The organism is Bradyrhizobium sp. MV1.5, assembly GCF_055807615.1.
In genome coordinates this window covers 103392-121496 of record NZ_JBVVPL010000001.1, presented here as the reverse complement: position 1 = coordinate 121496, position 18105 = coordinate 103392, and the positions used below count along the sequence as shown (strand labels likewise).

General features: G+C 64.4%; 14 protein-coding genes. 3 read left to right on the top strand and 11 right to left on the bottom strand.

Features of this window, described 5'->3' with window-relative positions:
* Positions 1-10: 10 nt before the first annotated feature.
* The gene (locus tag AC0L2J_RS00570; RefSeq protein WP_084777376.1) at positions 11-631 is read right to left on the bottom strand and encodes a TetR/AcrR family transcriptional regulator; all 621 of its coding nucleotides are present in this window, start codon (positions 629-631) and stop codon (positions 11-13) included.
* Positions 632-682: 51 nt separating this feature from the next.
* Here AC0L2J_RS00570 and AC0L2J_RS00565 point away from each other — a divergent pair, with 51 nt between their 5' ends.
* Entirely contained in the window at positions 683-949 is a 267-nt protein-coding gene (locus AC0L2J_RS00565) for a hypothetical protein (RefSeq protein ID WP_063993716.1), read from the top strand.
* Between the two features lie 221 nt (positions 950-1170).
* Complete coding sequence (locus tag AC0L2J_RS00560; protein WP_473386467.1) at positions 1171-4575, top strand: acyl-[ACP]--phospholipid O-acyltransferase; 3405 nt, start codon at positions 1171-1173, stop codon at positions 4573-4575.
* A 71-nt stretch (positions 4576-4646) separates the two neighbouring features.
* On the opposite strand, the gene tcuB is transcribed toward AC0L2J_RS00560, so the two are convergent.
* Positions 4647-5753, bottom strand: a complete 1107-nt coding sequence (tcuB, locus tag AC0L2J_RS00555; protein WP_473386465.1) for a tricarballylate utilization 4Fe-4S protein TcuB — start codon at positions 5751-5753, stop codon at positions 4647-4649.
* Positions 5740-7131, bottom strand: coding sequence for an FAD-dependent tricarballylate dehydrogenase TcuA (tcuA, locus tag AC0L2J_RS00550; protein WP_473386463.1), 1392 nt, complete (start codon positions 7129-7131; stop codon positions 5740-5742). The genes tcuB and tcuA overlap by 14 nt, the downstream gene beginning before the upstream one ends.
* 155 nt (positions 7132-7286) lie before the next feature.
* On the opposite strand from tcuA, the gene AC0L2J_RS00545 reads away from it, so the two are divergent.
* The gene (locus tag AC0L2J_RS00545) at positions 7287-7994 is read left to right on the top strand and encodes a GntR family transcriptional regulator (protein WP_473249149.1); all 708 of its coding nucleotides are present in this window, start codon (positions 7287-7289) and stop codon (positions 7992-7994) included.
* Positions 7995-8007: 13 nt separating this feature from the next.
* Here the strand turns inward: AC0L2J_RS00545 and ybaK are convergent, their stop codons facing one another.
* From ybaK to mobB, 8 genes are all read right to left on the bottom strand, one after another.
* A complete protein-coding gene (gene ybaK / locus AC0L2J_RS00540) occupies positions 8008-8481 on the bottom strand; it encodes a Cys-tRNA(Pro) deacylase (protein ID WP_473249148.1) in 474 nt (157 codons plus the stop codon).
* 238 nt (positions 8482-8719) lie between these two features.
* Complete coding sequence (gene fdhF / locus AC0L2J_RS00535; RefSeq protein ID WP_473386462.1) at positions 8720-11488, bottom strand: formate dehydrogenase subunit alpha; 2769 nt, start codon at positions 11486-11488, stop codon at positions 8720-8722.
* Entirely contained in the window at positions 11485-13194 is a 1710-nt protein-coding gene (locus tag AC0L2J_RS00530) for an NADH-ubiquinone oxidoreductase-F iron-sulfur binding region domain-containing protein (protein WP_473386460.1), read from the bottom strand. Before AC0L2J_RS00530 ends, fdhF begins: the two co-directional genes overlap by 4 nt.
* Positions 13195-13442: 248 nt before the next feature.
* The gene (locus tag AC0L2J_RS00525) at positions 13443-13730 is read right to left on the bottom strand and encodes a hypothetical protein (RefSeq protein WP_007606515.1); all 288 of its coding nucleotides are present in this window, start codon (positions 13728-13730) and stop codon (positions 13443-13445) included.
* A 90-nt stretch (positions 13731-13820) separates the two neighbouring features.
* Positions 13821-15476 (bottom strand): OFA family MFS transporter, encoded by a 1656-nt coding sequence (locus AC0L2J_RS00520; RefSeq protein WP_063993723.1) that lies wholly within the window; start codon positions 15474-15476, stop codon positions 13821-13823.
* Between the two features lie 321 nt (positions 15477-15797).
* Positions 15798-16061 carry a sulfurtransferase TusA family protein gene (locus tag AC0L2J_RS00515; protein WP_007606513.1) on the bottom strand — a complete coding sequence of 88 codons (264 nt, stop codon included), beginning with the start codon at positions 16059-16061 and terminating at the stop codon, positions 15798-15800.
* A gap of 55 nt (positions 16062-16116) precedes the next feature.
* A complete protein-coding gene (locus AC0L2J_RS00510; RefSeq protein WP_473386459.1) occupies positions 16117-17373 on the bottom strand; it encodes a molybdopterin molybdotransferase MoeA in 1257 nt (418 codons plus the stop codon).
* A 9-nt stretch (positions 17374-17382) separates the two neighbouring features.
* Complete coding sequence (gene mobB, locus AC0L2J_RS00505; RefSeq protein WP_473386458.1) at positions 17383-17910, bottom strand: molybdopterin-guanine dinucleotide biosynthesis protein B; 528 nt, start codon at positions 17908-17910, stop codon at positions 17383-17385.
* Positions 17911-18105: the final 195 nt, after the last annotated feature.

Genomic DNA, 18105 nt, shown 5'->3' with positions numbered 1-18105 from the left:
GCTCAGCACTTTATCGTACTGGCAGAATCCCGAGCCCCGCGAGATGCGCATCCAGAAATTGCTCGACCTGCTGGCGCAGCATCTGCGGTGGCACGGCCAGCATGCGCTCTTCGAGGCCGAGCGAGATGATCCCGTGCACGGCGGAAAACAGGGTGCGTGACAGCAGCGCGATCTGCACGTCGTCTGCATTCGGAAGCAGCCGCACCAGGGGCGCGTGCATCAACGCGAAGGCGTCCATCACCATCTGAAGGATGTCATCGGGGTAAGGGCGGTCGTCCTCCATTCGATGTTCGAACAGCGAGCGCAGCAGATTGGCGTGCCCCGCGAAGAATTCGAGGTAGGTCGCAGCCAGCCCGTAGAGCTGGCGAACAGGATCTTCGGCCGGAACCTGGCGCAGCCGCACCGTCAGCGCATTAACGGTCTCCCGATTCACGGTCAGGATCACGCCGTCGAAGTCGCCGAACTCGTTATAGACACTTCCAACCGAGCAGCCGGCGGCGTCCGCCACGTCCCGGACTTTCAACGACTTCAGTCCCTTAGTCGCAATAATGCTGCGAGCGATCTCCACGATCTGCTGCCGCCGTCGAGATTTTTTTCGGTCCCGCAACGATTCGTCTTGAACATTGTTCATTTTCAGGATACTCATTTGAACAATGTTCAATTTAACCCGGAGACCTGCAAAATGCAAACCCTCGCTGTTGATATCGCCTCCACCCTCGTCGATGACGCCACCGCTCTCGTGACCGGATTTGGCCGCGCCTTCCTACGGTTCGCGACGGGGCCGATCGATCGCATTGCAAATGCCTGCGACATTGCCGGCGTCCTGACCGAGCGCCGGGCGACCTTCCGGATGTGGCGGGCCAACCGCGGCCGTGCCCGCCATGAGGGCCGCCACATCAGCCTGCTCGGCCGCCTCTCGCCCTTTCGCCGCCTCGCCCATCTCACCTGAGGCGCGCACGCCACCGTTGCCGGGGCGTGATAGAGCCGCGACCAACCATTTGCGAACCAAACGTCGCCACGCGGAGACCAACAGGATCGGAAGGCAAAGGCGCAGAGCAGGCCGGGGACGATCGTCGTCAACCCGCAAATGCCCGTCGCATCTCTTCCGGTCCCGACGGCCCACCCGACAATGAAACAAGCTCAGACAGCGTTTCCAAAACAGGACTAGTCATGATCAGGGATTTGATGTCGTCACGCCGCTTCGCGCCGCTGTTCTGGGCGCAATTCTTCTCGGCGCTGAACGACAACGTGCTGAAGAACGCACTCGTCATCATCCTGCTTTACAGCGCCGCAACCGGCCACGGAGATGCGCTGGTGACGGTCGCTGGCGCCGTCTTCATCTTCCCCTATTTCATCCTGTCCGGGCTCGGCGGCCAGCTCGCCGACAAATACGTCAAATCCGTCGTCGCAAGGCGGCTCAAATTCGCCGAGATCTTTGCCGCGGGCTTTGCCGCGGCCGGCTTTTTCCTGCACTCGGTGCCGCTGCTGTTCGCCGCGCTCGCACTGTTCGGCGTCATCGCCGCGCTGTTCGGTCCCGTGAAATACGCGATGCTGCCGGATCAGCTCGAGCTCGGCGAGCTCGCGACCGGCAACGCGCTGGTCGAAGGCGCGACCTTCATGGCTATCCTGCTCGGCACCGTTGCCGGCGGCCAGTTCGTGGCCGGCTCCGCGCATATGGGCTGGGTCGCATCGGCCGTGGTCGTGCTGGCCCTGCTGTCCTGGGCTTTCGCCTCCCGCATTCCCGCGACGACGCCGTCCGCGCCCGATCTGCCGGTCAACGCCAATCCCTGGACCTCGACACTCGGCCTGTTGAAGACGCTGCACGCCGACCACCGGCTGTGGGACGGCACCGTGATCGTCTCCTGGTTCTGGCTGGTGGGCGCCATCGTGCTCTCGCTGCTGCCGGCGCTGGTCAAGGAGGTCATCGGTGGTACCGAGGGCGTGGTGACGTTGTGTCTCGCGATCTTCGCAATCGGCATTGCCATCGGCTCGCTGTTCGCCGCGAATCTGAGCCACGTTCGCCCGAACCTCGCGCTGGTGCCGATCGGCGCCATCATGATGGGGTTTGCCGGCATCGACCTCGCATGGGCGATCGGCGTCACCGCCAAGGGGCAGGACATCACCGCGGGCGACTTCGCAACCTCGTTCGCGGGACTGCGCATGCTGGTCGATTTCGTCGCTTTCGCATTCGGCGGCGGGCTGTTCGTCGTGCCGTCCTTCGCCGCCGTCCAGGCCTGGTCCGCCCCCTCCGAGCGCGCCCGGATCATCGCCGCCGGAAACGTGCTGCAGGCCGCCTTCATGGTGGCCGGCTCGCTGTTCGTCGCGCTGCTGCAGGCCGGCGGATTGCACATCGGCTGGATATTCTTCGGTCTCGGCGTCGCCAGCTTCGGCGCAGTCTGGTTCGTGCTGACGAAGTGGGGCAAGGAAGGCGTGCGCGACTTTGGCGGGCTGCTGTTCCGCGCGCTGTTCCGCACCGAGGTCCGCGGGCTGGAGAACCTGCCGCCTGCTGGCACGCGCATGCTGATCGCGCCCAACCATGTCAGCCTGATCGACGGCCCGCTGCTGCACGCCGTGCTGCCGATCGACGCGAGCTTCGCCGTCGATACCGGCATCGCCAAGGCCTGGTGGGCCAAGCCGTTCCTGCGGGTGGTCAAGCACTACACCATGGACCCCAGCAAGCCGCTGGCCGCGCGCGACCTCATCAAGCTCGTCGCCGCCGGAGAGCCGGTGGTGATTTTCCCCGAAGGACGCATCACCGTCTCCGGCTCGCTGATGAAGGTCTATGACGGCACCGCGATGATCGCGGACAAGTCGGACGCGGTCGTCGTCCCGGTCCGCATCGAAGGCGCCCAGCGCTCGCATCTCAGCTATCTCAACGGCAGCCAGATCAAGCGCTCGTGGTTTCCGCGAGTGACCGTGACCATCCTGCCGCCGGTCAAGCTTCCGGTCGACGCGGCGCTCAAGGGCAAGGCGCGCCGCAATGCCGCGGGCGCGGCACTTCAGGACGTGATGATCGACGCCATGGTAAAGAACGCCATGCTCGATCACACCCTGTTCGAGGCGCTCGGACACGCCTATCGCGACCGCGACACCGGCAAGGTCATCGTCGAGGACGCGCTCGGCACCAAGCTGACCTATCGCAAGCTGATCCTGGGCGCCCAGGTCTTGAGCCGAAAGCTGGAGAACGGCACCGCTGTCGGCGAGAATGTCGGCGTGCTGCTGCCGAATTCCGCAGGCGTTGCCGTCGTCTTCATGGCGCTGCAAAACATCGGCCGGGTGCCGGCGATGCTCAACTTCTCGGCTGGCCCGGTCATTGTGCTCGCCGCCATGAAAGCCGCACAGGTCAAGACCGTGCTGACGTCGAAAGCTTTCATCGAGAAGGGCAAGCTCGACAAGTTGATGACCGCGATCTCCGCGGAAGTTCGCGTCGTCTATCTCGAGGATGTCCGCGCCTCGATCGGCACGGCCGACAAGATCAAGGGCCTGCTCGCCGGCACCGCGCCGCGAGTCGTCCGCCAGGCGAGCGATCCGGCCGTCGTGCTGTTCACGTCGGGCTCGGAAGGCACGCCCAAGGGCGTGGTGCTCTCCCACCGCAATATCCTTGCGAACGCCGCACAGGCGCTGGCGCGGGTCGATGCCAACGCCAATGACAAGGTGTTCAACGTGCTGCCGGTGTTCCACTCCTTCGGGCTGACCGGCGGAATGATGATGCCGCTGCTCGCGGGCATTCCGATCTACATGTATCCCTCGCCGCTGCACTACAGGATCGTGCCCGAGCTGATCTACCAGACCGGCGCCACGATCCTGTTCGGCACCGACACGTTCCTCACCGGCTACGCACGCTCGGCGCATGCCTATGACTTCCGTACGCTGCGCCTGGTGATCGCCGGCGCCGAGGCGGTCAAGGATCGCACCCGGCAGGTCTTCATGGAGCGTTACGGCATCCGCATCCTCGAAGGCTATGGCGTCACCGAGACGGCGCCGGTGCTGGCAATGAACACGCCGATGGCCAATCGTCCCGGCACGGTCGGACGCCTGTCGCCGCTGATGGAAAGCCGCCTCGACCCGGTCCCCGGCATCGAGGAAGGCGGACGCCTCTCGGTGCGCGGACCGAATGTGATGCTCGGCTATCTCAGGGCCGACAATCCCGGCGTGCTCGAACCGCTCGCCGAGGGCTGGCACGACACCGGCGACATCGTCGCCATTGACCCGGCCGGCTTCATCACCATCAAGGGCCGCGCCAAGCGCTTTGCCAAGATCGCCGGCGAAATGGTCTCGCTGTCGGCGGTCGAGAACATCGCGACGACGCTGTGGCCGCAGGCCGCATCGGTCGCGGTGTCGATCCCGGATCCCCGCAAGGGCGAGCGCATCGTGCTGCTGACGACAGAGAAGACTGCCGAGCGCAGCGCAATGCAGGGCCAGGCCAAGGCGATCGGCGCGTCCGAGCTGACCGTTCCCGCGGCGATCATGGTGGTGGACAAGGTGCCGCTGCTCGGCACCGGCAAGACCGACTACGTCACCGCAACGACGATGGCTCGCGAGCAGGCCTCAGGCGCGGAACGCGAGGTAGCGTGAGCGGGATGCGCGAGGCGCCTCAATCAGGCGAGGCGCGATGCCCTCATCGGTCGCTTCCGATCGTCTGAATCTCAGGAGCCGGCTTCACTGCGTCGCTCCTGCGCGTAACGCACCAGCGCCGCGAAGCGATAGATGCCGTGCACGAACTTACCGTAGGGCATGGTGATGAACAGCGCGAACACTGCACCCAAATGCAGCGCCAGCAGCGGCCCCATGGCTGCAGTCTCGCGCAGAATCAGAAGCAGCATGCCGGTGAAGCCGGTCAGGAACAGCATGGCGATGAAGCCGACATCCATGCCGTAGCGCTGCTCGTCGAGAAGCGCCGGATCGCGCCGCATCTTCGCGACGAACAGGCCGATCGGGCCGATGATCAGGCCGAGGCCACCGAGCGTGCCGAGCACCACTGGCAGATCCCACCACGGATACGGCGCCTCGCGGCCGAGCAGATAGTGATACAGCGTGGCGACCGAGGTCGCGGCGAAGCAGAGCAGGAAGCCGTAGAAGGTCAGGTGATGGAAAAGCTTGCGCCGGTCGGTCGGCTTGTCATCCTCATTGTAGCAGCCGACGCCGCCACCATGAAGATAGCGCAACTCACCAGCGTCGCGCATCGCTTGAAAGATGGAGCCACCGTCCGCACGGCCGCCGATCGGCGGGCTGATATCCCGCCAGAACGCACGCACGCTCATCACTAGCACGAAGATCGCATAAAGGAAGGCGGCGCTGAACAACGCCGCCATCGCGTTGTGCGGCATCAACTTGTAGAACGCGCCGGGGCCGGTGTGCACGCCAAACAGCACGCTGCGGTCGTTCAGGGCCGCGAAGCCGAGGATGAAAGCGGCCATGCTCAGCGCGGCGACGATGCTGATGACGAGACCGTTGCGTGCGAAGGCACCGGACAGCGCCTGCGGCCAGGCATAGGCCGCGTAGGATTCCGCGCGCGCGATCGCCAGCGTCTGCGGGACGTTGACGTTGAATTCGTGCGGCGGCGAGAACTGGCAGTCGACGTAGCAGGCGCCGCAGCCATGGCAGAGATTGGCGAGATAATTAAGGTCGCCGTCGGAGAAGGCGCGCCGCATCTCCATGGCGGGAAAAACCGCGCAAAGACCCTCGCAGTAACGACAGGAATTACAGACCGTCATCAGGCGGTCGGCTTCGTCGAGAATTCTAGTTGCGTGCATGTTTCGCCGCTTCCCGTCCTGCGATCCGTCCGAACACGCTGCCGATGGTCATGCCCATGCCGGCGGCATAGCCCTTGCCGAGCACGTTGCCGGCCATGATCTCGCCGGCCGCGAACATGTTGGCCGACGGCTTGCCGTCAGCCATCAGCATCCGCGCTTCCCTGGTCACGCGCGTGCCGAGATAGGTGAAGGTGATGCCGGGCCGTACCGGATAGGCAAGATAGGGCGGCGTCTCGATCCGCCGCGCCCAATGCGTCTTCTGCGGCGTGATGCCTTCGGTACGGCAATCGTCCAGAATGGTGTGGTCGAAGGTGCCGGGCTGCACCGCCGCGTTGAATTCGGTGATGGTCTTTTCCAGCGCGGCCGGATCGAGCTCGAGCTTGCCGGCGAGCTCGGCAATCGTCTGCCCTGCGATCGGAGGGAACAGCGTCGGCATGAAGCTCGTGACCACGGTGGAATCGAAGATGATGTAGGCGATCTGGTCGGGCTGCGCGGCGACCAGCCGGCCCCAGATTGCGTAGCGCTTCGGCCAGATGTCCTCGCCCTCGTCATAGAAACGCTGCGCGTGCTTGTTGACGACGATGCCGAACACGACCGAGTCGTGGCGCGTGATGATGCCACCGTCGAATTTCGGCGCGCGGGCGTCGATCGCGACCGCATGGCACTGGGTGGGATCGCCGACCTCCTGCACGCCCTTGTCGAGCAGCATCTTCAGGATTGAGCCGCGGTTATAGGGCGTGCCGCGGATCAGGAAATTGTCGGCGGCTTCGCCCCAATATTGCTTCAGCCATTCGATGTTGGCCTCGAACCCGCCGGCGGCGGCGACCAGCGACGTCGCACGTATCTCGGTGTCGCCCTTGATCGGTCGCTTGAGACGGGCGGCGAGAAACATGCCGTCCTCGATCACGAGGTCCGTGACCTCGGCGTTGTATTCGACTTCGACGCCGAGCTTCTCGGCGGTAAGATAAAGCGCGTTCAGCATCGCGCGGCCGCCGCCGAGGAAGAACGAGTTGGTGCGACCGAGGCTCAGCGTGCCGCCGAGCGAGGGCTGCCAGCGCACGCCCTGCTCGACGATCCAGTTCAAGATATCCTTGGACTCACGGATCATGTGCCGGGCGAGCGCCTCGTCGGTTTGGCCGCCGGTGACGCGCAGCAGATCCTCCCAGAACTCTTCCTCGGTGTAGGGGCCGGTGAGGATTTCGGTCGCCTCGTCATGGGCGCAGCGCATGTTGCGGGTGTGGCGCGTGTTGCCGCCGCGATAGAATTTTGGCGCGCCTTCGAGCACCAGCACCGACGCCCCACCGCGTCGCGCGCTGATCGCCGCGCACAGCGCCGCGTTGCCGCCGCCGATCACCAGCACATCGTATTTGCTGCTCATGCCGTCTGCCCGATGCGACGAAGTTGGAGACATTCTGCCCGCCGGCGGCCCCGGTCAATACGGTTGGCCATTGCGCACCTTTGTATACAAAGATATACAGACGTCCGGCAAGTGGCACCGCTGCATGGGCAGGATGCGCGAGCCCACGAGGATGGATGGCAAGACGTCCGAAAAAGGCAGGCGGCTCGATCGCGCGCGGCGGGGGCGTGGCGCTCGGCGAGGCCGTGTTCCGCTCGCTCTGCGAGGCGCTGCAGGCCGGCAGCTACCGCGCGGGCGACCGCCTACGCGAGGAAGAGGTCGCCCAGCGGCTGAAGGTCAGCCGCACCCCGGTGCGGGAAGCTCTGGGGCGGCTTGCCGCACGCGGGTTCGTCGAACCTGCCGGAGGCCGCGGCCTGATCGTACGCAACCTCGACATCTCCGAGGTGCTCGAACTCTACGCCATGCGCGAGATCATGGAGGGCGCCGCCGCCCGACTTGCCGCCGAGCACGCCTCGACGCCCGAGATCGATGCACTCAGGGATATCGAGCAGGCTTTTGTCGAAGCGTCCGAGACCGACGCGGCCGAGATGGCAGGAGAAATGGCAAGAGAAATGGCAAGGCTCAACCGCGCCTTCCACGAAGCGATCTGCCGCGCCGCGCGCAACCGCTATCTCGATAACGCTTCACGGGAATTGCAGGACTGGATCGCCCTGCTCGGTCCAACCACGTTCACGGTATCCGGCCGCCCCTCGACCAGCCACGGTGAGCACCAGGCCATCATCGACGCCATCGCGGCTCGCGACGGCAGCAAAGCGGAGCAGCTCGCGCGCACACACATTCGCGAAGCGCTACGCTGTCGGCTAAAGCTGTTGCAAAAGCAGTAGCAGAGCCCGGCGCTCAGGCGACCAGTTCTGCGGCAATCGCCTCCAACACGTCCCGCACATCGCCTGGACTGAGCCGCACCTGCAGCCCACGCTGACCGCCATTGACGTACACTTGGTCATGCGCAAGCGCGCTTCTCTCGATCACGGTGCGCACGGGCTTCCGCTGCCCGAACGGGCTGATGCCGCCAACCTTGTACCCCGTGAGGCGCTCAGCCTCCGGCGGCTTCATCATCTGCGCCGACTTGCCGCTTGTCGCGGCGGCGAGCTTCTTCATCGAAACTTCTTGGTCGGACGGGACGATCACGCAGACCGGTTTGCCGTCGACCAGCGCCATCAGCGTCTTCAAGACGCGCGCGGGATCCTCGCCGAGTGCGGCAGCCGCCTGGAGGCCGATGCTTTCGGCATCGGGATCGTAGTCGTAGGTATGGACGGTGAAGGCAACACCGGCGGCCGCGAGCGCGCGTGTGGCTGGGGTGGCTTTGGACATGGACGATGTTTACCACCGCCGCTGCTAGGAGCGAAGGGACGAGTACGGCGCACTCTCTCTCCGAGTCGTCCTGGCGAAAGCCAGGACCCGTTACCCCAGGGGGGTGTTTAGCGAAAATTCTAGCCCGGTACTGCGACCAGCCACAATCGATGGATCACGCGGTATGGGTCTTGGCTTTCGCCAGGACGACGCCGGATATTGGATGGATCCTCGCGCCGCCTAACGACCGCCCGCCGTCCTACTCCGCCGCGTCGCGCATTTCGGCGCGCTCGGCCCTGGCCGCGCAGAACTTGAACTCCGGGATCTTGCCGAACGGATCGAGCGCCGGATTTGTCAACAAATTCGCCGCCGCTTCCGCGTAGCAGAACGGCATGAACACCATATTCTCGGGAACGTCGCGGTCGGACCGGACCTTGACCTCGACCGCGCCGCGGCGGGTCTCGAGCCGGATGAAATCGCCCGGCGCGAGCTTCTTCCTGTGCATGTCCTTCGGCGACATGAACGCGACCGCCTCGGGCTCGATCTGGTCGAGCACCTGCGCGCGGCGGGTCATGGAGCCGGTGTGCCAGTGCTCGAGCACGCGGCCGGTCGAGAGCACCATCGGATATTCGGCGTCGGGGATCTCGTCCGGCGGGATGACGTGAGCCGGCACGATCTTGCCGCGGCCGCTCGCGGTCGGAAATCCCGTGGTGAAGATGATCTCGTTGCCGGGCACGTCGGGACCGTCGACCGGATAGGTCACCGCGCCCTCGCGGACCAGCCGCTCCCAGGTGATGTTCTTCAGCGACGGCATCAGTTCTGCCATCTCGGTGAAGACATCGCCGGGCCCGGCATAATTCCACGGCAGGCCCATGCGCTTGCCGATCTCCTGGATGATCCAGAGATCCTGCCGCGCATCGCCCGGCGGCTTGATCACCTGGCGCGCGAGCTGCACGCGGCGATCGGTGTTGGTGAAAGAGCCTTCCTTTTCGGCAAACGCCGAGGCCGGCAGGATGACGTCGGCGTGGAACGCGGTCTCCGTGACGAAGAGATCTTGCACCACGAGATGATCGAGCATCGCGAGCGCCTGGCGCGCATGTTGGAGATCGGGGTCGGACATCGCGGGGTTCTCGCCCTCGATATACATGCCCTTGATCTCGCCGGCATGGATCGCATTCATGATCTCGACCACGGTCAGGCCGCGCACGGGATCGAGATCCTGGCCCCACAGCTTCTCGAACGCACCGCGCATGTCGTCGCGGCCGACCGGCTGATAGTCCGGCAGGAACATCGGGATCAGACCGGCATCGGAAGCGCCCTGAACGTTGTTCTGGCCGCGCAGCGGATGCAGGCCGGTGCCGGGGCGGCCGACCTGGCCGGTGATCAGCGCCAGCGCAATCAGGCAGCGCGCATTGTCGGTGCCGTGGACATGCTGGCTGATGCCCATGCCCCAGAAGATGATCGACGATTTTGCCTGCGCATACGTTCGCGCGACCTCACGCAGGGTCTGCGCCGGGACGCCACAGATCGCCTCCATCTTCTCCGGCGTGAACTCCTTGATCTTCTCCTTGAGGTCCTCGAACCCCTCGGTGTAGCCGGCGATGTACTGGTCGTCGGTCAGCCCTTCGGTGATGATCGTGTGGATCATCGCGTTCAGCATGGCGACATCGGAGCCCGGCTTGAACTGCAGATGCTTGGTCGCATGGCGCGACAGCGTCTGCCGGCGCGGGTCCATGACGAACAGCTTTGCGCCGTTCTGCTTGACCGCGTTCTTGATGAAGGTCGCGGCGACCGGATGATTCACGGTCGGGTTTGCGCCGATCACGATGATGACCTCGGCGTCCATCGCAGCCGAGAACGGCGCGGACACCGCGCCCGAGCTCAGGCCTTCGAACAGCGCCGCGACCGACGAGGCGTGGCACAGACGTGTGCAATGGTCGACGTTGTTTGAACCGAAGCCGGTGCGCACCAGCTTCTGGAACAGATAGGCCTCCTCGTTGGAGCCCTTCGCCGAGCCGAAGCCGGCAAGCGCCTTCACGCCCTTCTCGTTGCGGATCTTGACGAGGCCCTTGGCCGCGATGTCGAGCGCTTCTTCCCAGCTCGCTTCGCGGAAATGCGTGAACGGGTTGGCCGGATCGACCTGGTCGTTGGAATCCTTCTTCGCATTCGGCAGCCGCACCAGCGGCTTGGTCAGCCGATGCGGATGGTGGATGTAGTCGAAGCCGAAGCGGCCCTTGACGCAAAGCCGGTTGCGGTTGGCGGGGCCGTCACGGCCCTCGGCATAGATCACCTTCTCGTCCTTGACCTCGTAGGTCACCTGGCAGCCGACGCCGCAGAACGGGCAAAGCGAATCCACCTTCTTGTCGGCATAGGTGACGCGGGTCTGCTTCTCGTCCAGCATCACCGCCGGCATCAACGCCCCGGTCGGACAGGCCTGCACGCATTCGCCGCAGGCGACGCAGGTGGACTCGCCCATGGGATCGTCGAAGTCGAACACGATCTTCGAGCCATGACTGCGATAGGCCATGCCGATGACGTCGTTGACCTGGACCTCGCGGCAGGCGCGCACGCACAGGCCGCACTGGATGCAGGCGTCGAGATTGACGCGCATCGCCGGATGGCTGGCATCGGTCGCCCAACGCTCGGCGGCGGGGAAGCGGCTCTCGGTGACCCCAGTGGTTTCGGCCCAGTGCCAGAATTTGGAGTCCGGATCGTGCGAGGTCTCGCGCGCCGGTTGATCGGCGACCAGCAGCTCCATGACCATTTTTTGCGCGGAAACCGCGCGCGCACTCTCGGTCTTCACCTTCATGCCGACCGATGGCGTGCGCTTGCAGGACGCCGCGAGCACTCGCTCGCCCTCGATCTCGACCATGCAGGCGCGACAATTGCCATCGGGGCGATAGTCCGGCGCCGGCGAATAGCACAGATGCGGAATCTCGCGACCCTGGCGTTTTGCGACTTGCCAGATCGTCTCGCCTGCATTGGCCTCGACCTGCTTGCCGTCGAGCTCAAACGTCATCTTGGTCATTCGGCCGCTTCCTTGAACTCGTCAGGGAAATATTTGATCACGGTGGCAAGCGGATTCGATGCCGCCTGTCCAAGCCCGCAGATCGAGGCATCGCGCATCGCCTGGCTCAATTCGTCCAGGAGAGCGCGGTTCCAGACCGGTTGCTGCATCAGCAGCGCAGCCTTCTGGGTTCCGACGCGACACGGCGTGCACTGGCCGCAGCTCTCGTCCTCGAAGAACTTCATCAGGTTCAACGCGGCCGCGCGCACGCTGTCTTTTTGCGACAGGATCACGATCGCCGCCGAGCCGATGAAGCAGCCGTATTTTTCGAGCGTGCCGAAATCGAGCGGGGTGTCGTCCATCGCCGCCGGCAGGATGCCACCGGACGCACCACCGGGGAGGTACGCGTAGAACTGATGGCCATCGGCCATGCCGCCGCAATACTCGTCGATCAGCTCGCGCACGGTGATGCCAGCAGGCGCGAGCTTCATGCCAGGATTCTTCACGCGGCCCGAGACCGAGAAACTGCGCAGGCCGTGCCGCTCATGGCGGCCGTGGCCCTTCCACCAGTCGGCACCCTTCTCGACGATATCGCGCACCCACCACAAGGTCTCGATGTTGTTGATCAACGTCGGCAGGCCGAACAGGCCGACCTGGAATGGATAAGGCGGCTTGTGCCTGGGCAGGCCGCGCTTGCCCTCTATGCTCTCGAGCAGCGAGGATTCCTCGCCGCAGATATAGGCGCCGGCGCCGCGGCGCATATGCAATGTCGGACCGCCCGGCGGGAGCTTCGCGATCTCGCGTTCGAGGATTTCGCGCGATGCCGGATATTCGTCGCGCAGGTAGATGTAGATATCCGAGGCCTGCACCACATGGGCGCCGATCAGCATGCCCTCGATGAAGCGGTGCGGATCGCTCTCGAGATAGACGCGATCCTTGAACGTGCCGGGCTCGCCCTCGTCGCCGTTGATCGCCATCAGCCGCGGGCCGGGTTCACCAAGCACCGCGCGCCATTTGCGCCCCGTCGGGAAGCCGGCGCCGCCGAGACCGCGCAACGAGGCCTCATCGAGCGCCTTCAGCAGGTCGTCCGTCGGCAGCTCGCCCGAGCGCAGGCGATTGAGCAGCTTGTAGCCGCCGCCCGCGACATAGGCGTCATAGCCGACATATTCGGGCAGATGCGCGTGGGTGTCGCCAGCCTTCGCCGCCGCCATGACATTGGCGACCGTGGCGTGGTCAACAAAGTTGTGTCCGACTTCCGCGGCAGGCGCCGTATCACAACGACCGACGCAGGGCGCACGCACCACGCGGATGCCGGGACCCGACGCATCTTGCAAATCGGCGAGCAGCTTCTCTCCGCCCAGCATCGCGCAGGTCAGCGAATCGCAGACGCGGATCGTCAGCGGGGCGATGTTAGGCTCGCCTTCCTTCACCACGTCGAAATGCGCGTAGAAGGTTGCGGTCTCGAACACCTCGGCGAACGCGAGCTTCATCTCGTCTGCGAGCGCGGCGAGATGCGCAGCCGAGATCTGGCGATACTTGTCCTGGATCAGATGCAGATATTCGATCAAGAGGTCGCGACGCCGCGGTCTGTCGCCGAGCAGCTGCGCGATCTCGTGCGCGGCGGTGGGGTCGACCTGCCGTCCCTTGGGCGTGGATTTGGCGCGCTTCCGTCCCTGGCCGGGATGTTCGAACTCGCGAACCTTGTGAACGTCGTCGTTGCTGCTCATGGAGACGTCGCGTTCTCTTCAAATGCGTGGTGAGTTTGGACCGGACCGCCAAGGCGATCAGTCTTCATTTCCTGACTCGATCAGCGGAACCACCGGTTCCCGCGTCCCGCCGACCAAGCCAAATTTAACGCAACTCTAATCTCTGGCATGCCAGATGCAAGACAATTTAGAGCGTCTCTAGAATGATTTAGGAGGCAGGCGGTCGCCCGCCATGCCCCTTTTATGCAAGCGTCGGACGGAACCTGATCTCAGGTCTTGCTCATGCACTCTTCGATGTAGAACCAGCGGTCATCGCCGGCGAGGCCCTTGGCTTTCACGTCGGCGCGACAGGCCTTGAGCTTCGGCTTGTTGGCCGCCCACTTCGCCTTCATGTCTTTCAGCTTCTGCATGGTGAGCTTCATCTTGCCAGGCTTGGCTTCGGTCGTTGCAGCAGGCGCTGCAGGTGTCGTTGTCGTCTGCGCGGATGCGGCATGAAGGCCAGCGACGACCAACACGGCCGCAAGGCAAATTCGAAGGCAAGTTCGGTTGCGAATCATTTCAATCCCCTAAGTCCCATTCTTGATGATGTCTGAAAGGCCAACGAAGCGGGACGCCTGATGAGCATCCCGCTTCCGTCTCGACGGCGGTCAGAAGATCTTGACCGCGCTCTCTAATGTCTTCCAAACACCCCAAAGCAGGGGGACGCCGACGAAGGCCCAGAACATCGCCGCCTTGGCGTCAAGCCCGCCAAATCCGATGCCGTAGGAGCCGTGTGGTCCCGCGGCGGCGGCGCTGGCGCTTGCCGCCTGCAACTTCGCGACATCGGCCTCCTTCATGTGCCATTTCGAATCGACTGGCTTGATCAGATAGTTGCAGATCAGGCCAGCGATCAGCATCGCACAGAGGATGTACATCGTCGTGTTGTAGAGCTGATCGCGCGGCACGCCCGCCGCAAGCTGGAACTCGCGGATGTAGTTGACGACGACGGGGCCGATGATGCCCGCGGTAGACCACGCCGTCAGCAGCCGGCCATGGATGGCGCCGACGAACTGGGTTCCGAACATGTCGGCGAGGTAGGCCGGCACGGTGGCGAAGCCGCCGCCATACATCGACAGGATGATGCCGAAGCCAAGCACGAACAGCAGCTTCGAACCCATCGCCGCAAAAGTCGGCGCCAGCGCGTAGAGCACGATGCCGAGGATGAAGAACGTATAGTAGGTGTTCTTGCGCCCGATCTTATCCGACAGCGATGCCCAGAAGAAGCGGCCGCCGATGTTGAACAGCGACAGCAATCCGGCGAAGCCCGCGGCGATCGCGGCGATCTGCGCTTTCTGTCCCGCATCGAGCGCGTTGAAGCCGACGTTAGGCAGGCCGATCAGCTTGCCGGCGAAGATCTCCTGGAGCATCGGCGAGGCCATGCCGATCACGCCGATGCCGGCCGAGACGTTCAGGCACAGCACCCACCAGATCAGCCAGAATTGCGGCGTCTTGTGCGCGTCGTTGAGATGGACGTTGGCCTTTGAGATCATCGCGTTGGCCTTCGACGGCGCGGTCCAGCCCTCGGGCTGCCAGCCGGGCGGCGGCAAACGATAGCGGAACGCGCCGATCATCATGAACACGAAGTAGATGACGCCCATCGTGACGAAGGTCTCCCAGACGCCGACCGAGGTCGGGGTCTTGAAGTAGTTCATCAAGAGGTTCGCCAGCGGCGCGCCGATCATGGCGCCGCCGCCGAAACCCATGATGGCCATGCCGGTCGCCATGCCGCGACGGTCCGGGAACCACTTCACGAGCGTCGAGACCGGCGAGATATAGCCAAGGCCGAGACCGATGCCGCCGATCACGCCCGAACCGAGCCACAACAGCCAGAGCTGATGGGTGTAAATCCCGATCGCACCGAGGAAGAGGCCGCCGCACCAGCACAGCGCCGAGACGAAGCCGGCCTTGCGCGGGCCTACGCGCTCCAGCCAGCCGCCCCAGACTGCAGCCGCGATACCGAGCAGCACGAAAAAGAGCGTGTACATCCATCCCATGCTGGCGACCTTCCAGTCGCAGCTGGTCGTGAACAGCTCTTGAAACAGCGACATCTCTGCGCACGCCTTCGGCGCGGTCACTCCGATCGCGCGCGACAGCGGCAGCCAGAACACCGAGAAGCCGTAGGCCATGCCGATGCAGAGATGGATGCACAGCGCAGCCGGCGGCACCAGCCAGCGATTGAACCCGGCGGTCGCGATGGTCCGCTCGCGATCCAGAAAACCTGCGCCGGCACCCGAAAGTGTTCCCGCGCTCTCGATGGTAGACATGCATTTCTCCCCTAAAGCCGCCCTTCTGAACGGCCTGCCACGATGGTCCTGTTCCTCAGCCGTTGCAGCGCAGCCTTTGTCCCTGCTGCTCCGCACAATGATCGACGCGCGCCAGGATCGTCACGCGCATCCGAGACGTTAAACCCCTTGCCTTGGGGACTATGCCCGACGCCACGGCCGGGCTTCTTTCGATGGCCCATTTGCTCCGCATATCGCAGGGCACGACTCGACCTCCGCGTCTCGGCGGAGGAAGTCGATTGGGGCAGAAGTGATGATCGATGTCGATAGACAAAAGGTAGGTATCAACCGAGTGACTGCCGGCTAAGTGGGCAGCGCACCATTGATATTTTCTATCGAGCGATCGGCCTTCTCTATCAAGAACACGATGCGCGCGTCGTTGCGCTCGGTGATCTCTACCGTGTCGCCGGTCTCTCGGATCAGGTTCGGAATGTCGATCACCGACAGGGGATCGGTGCAGTACACTTCGAGCTGATCGCCCGGCTGCAGCGGCTTCAGCGCTTTGCGCGTCTTCAGGGCGGGCAGCGGGCATTTCAGTCCGGTGAGATCGAGCGTCGTTCTGGTCATCGGCGCAACATGGCGGGAGGGGTCGATGACGTCAACGCCAACACAACATCCAGACTCAGAGCAGATCGGCATAGGACAAGAAACCCACGCTCTGCCCCGGCTCGACACGCGTGACCTCCTCACCGAGCTCGATGAGGCCGTCGGTGTCGACGAGAGAGGACAACAGCCCCGCTCCCTCGCGTGGAAACTTGATTGCCTCGAGTGCGCCGTCCAGCGTGCGCCGCAAGGAGGCGCGAACATATTCCCGTCGGCCCGCCTTCTTCTTGTAGGTGAATGCCGCGCGCACCGGGATCGGCAACGGCTGCTCCGGCAGGCTGCCCGCAAGCGCCAGCACCGTCGGCCGCACCACATGCACGAAGGTGACGAAACTCGCGACGGGATTGCCCGGCAATCCGATCAGCGGCGTGCCGTCGATGATGCCCATCGCCACGGGCCGTCCCGGCTTGATCGCCATCCGCCACAACACCAGCGAGCCGATGCTCTCGACCGCCGCCTTGACGTGGTCCTCCTCTCCGGTCGAGACGCCGCCGGTGGTGAGGATCAGATCGTGCGTGCCTGCGACTTGCTTCAGGCCATTCGCAAGCGAGATACGTTCGTCGCGCAAAATGCCGAGATCGCTGACGTCGCAGCCGAGCCGACGCAGCATCGCCATCAGCATGAAGCGGTTCGAGTCGAACAGCTGCGAGGCCGCGCGCGGCTCGCCGGGAGAGGCCAGTTCATCACCGGTCGAGAACACCGCGACGCGGATGCGCCTGACGACGTCGAGCCCGACAAGGCCGAACGCCGCCGCGAGCGCGACATGCTGCGGCAGCAAGCGCTGGCCTGCGCGCAACGCAATGTGGCCCTGGGGAATGTCCTCTCCCGCAGGGCGGACGTTCGCGCCCGGCTTCAGCCCCGGCGGCAGCACAATTCGGCCGGCATCGTCGAGGCGGACATCTTCCTGCATGAAGACCGTTTCGGCATCCGGCGGCACCGGCGCGCCGGTGAAGATGCGCGCGGCGTGGCCGGCCTTGATCGGCGCCAGTGCCAGACCGCCGGCCTGGATGCGGCCGTCGAGCGGGAGTGCCCGCTCGACGCTATCAGGAAGATCGGCGTTGCGCACGGCGTAGCCGTCAACAGCGGAATTGGTGAAGGGCGGCAGCGGCAGCGGCGCCGCGATATCGCGGGCCAGCACGCGCCCATCAGCGTCGATGAGCGCCACGGTTTCGAGATCGACAATCGCGTTGACGCGCGTCGTGATCAGGCCAACGGCCTCGTCGACCGACATCATTGGTCCGCCGAAGGCAAAACAATCGTCCGACAACTGCGCCATGGTGCCTCGTCAACGCATCGCAGCGCTTTTCGCGACCGCTTCCTCGACCGGCATCGCCGCGCGCAGCAGCAATTCCGCGGCCGCGGCGATATCGTCGAGATGGACGGTCGGCAGTCGGGTTTCAATGGCGACATCGGCCGCGATGCCGAAAATTCCGGGATCATCGGGAAACAGCAGCGGCTTGTCGTTGGCGGCGCGATGCACCTCGATCTTGCGATGCGGCTCGCGCTTGAAACCCTCGACCAGGACGAGATCGACAGCCGACAATTTGCTCAACAGTTCCGGCAGACGCGGCTCTGCCGCCCCGCGCAACTCGTGCATCAGCGCCCAGCGATTTGACGAAGCAACCAGCACCTCGGCAGCGCCGGCCTCGCGATGGCGCCAGGAGTCCTTGCCGGGCACGTCGACATCGAACTGGTGATGCGCATGCTTGATGACCGAGACGCGCAAGCCAAGCGCATTGAAATGCGGGATCAGCCGCGTCAACAGCGTGGTCTTGCCCGCACCGCTCCAGCCTGCAAGGCCGACGACTTTCATTCCAGCTCCGTCTCCGCGAGCGACTTGGTCCTTGATGGAACCACTCTCTCCTCCGTCATTGCGAGCGCAGCGAAGCAATCCAGGAATGCATCCACGGCGGCAGCCTGGATTGCTTCGCTTCGCTCGCAATGACGAATAGGCGGCATTTCGTTCTCTCGCTAGCATGCTTATATCGGCTTGACCCGAATGTCATGC